General features: G+C 48.8%; 1 protein-coding gene. It reads right to left on the bottom strand.

All coding sequences use genetic code 11. The features are described 5' to 3' along the window. Positions 1-1052: alpha-L-arabinofuranosidase (xynD, locus tag ACWHAR_RS23025; protein WP_452087940.1), on the bottom strand; the 1052-nt coding region annotated here is incomplete at both ends.

Below are 1052 nucleotides of genomic sequence, written 5' to 3' on the forward strand. Positions count from 1 at the left end.
ATGTCCTGGCACCGCCCGCTCCGAAGTCTGCATTTCCTACAGCAATCCAGTCTCCATTTTGAATGCTTGTTACATGTTGATTATTTACTGGCCCGCCGGGTGCTGTGGACTTCTCTGTCAAAATGCGTCCATTCCAAGCAAACGTTTCAGCTTCTACCCGGTTATAAGGATTCAAATTGGAAAGCTGTGTTACACCTGCATAATTTGCTGCTACCTCTTGGATGGATCCATCTGGGTTATGCACCAGCTTATTAATATGGGGAGAACGGTATCCTTTGCCGGCCCCGAACAGAGCGGAACTGACAGTTTGCGCGTGGTACACCACATACCACTCGTTTTTAAAATTGAAAACAGCATGATGGTTGTTTCCGCCACCTCCGAAAAATGCACCCGGATTTTTCAGGAAATGCCCTCTATATGTAAAGGGACCCATGGGATTTGAACTGGTCATGTAGCCGATCTCACCCGGGGGTTTATCGGCCGGGTGCGTGCCGCCGAAATTAATGCAATAGGAGTAATAATATGTTCCGTTATACTTGTGCAATCCCGAATCTTCAAACATGAAAGGCGCATCAATTGTAGATGCACTTCCAACAACACTCGTCATATCAGGCCCCAATTTTATGACTCTAGCCGTTTTAGGATTGGCCCATTGTCCCTGCGTTGGATTTGAACCGCCAGGAACGCCTCCCCCGGCATACAGGTAACCGGTGCCGTCATCATCTACAAATACTGCCGGATCAAAAAGCCATACAACACCAGACATTCCTGGCGTACTTGGCGTTACGAGCGGTTTTCCGATTGGATCGGTCCATGGACCAATCGGGCTGTCTGCGGTGAGAACCCCGATACCTCCGCCGCTGTTTGCGAAATAAAGTAAGAATTTATCCTTGCCATTGATTTTTTTTACTGCGATTGACGGTGCCCATGACGCCCCTGCCCATTTTGCTATCCCGCGGCCACCATTAGCTCCATTGGCACCTGCTACTGGAATGGCTCCGTGGTCTGTCCAGTTCACCATATCCGCTGAAGAAATGACGAATACTTTATTC

The organism is Bacillus sp. LR--39, assembly GCF_053613335.1.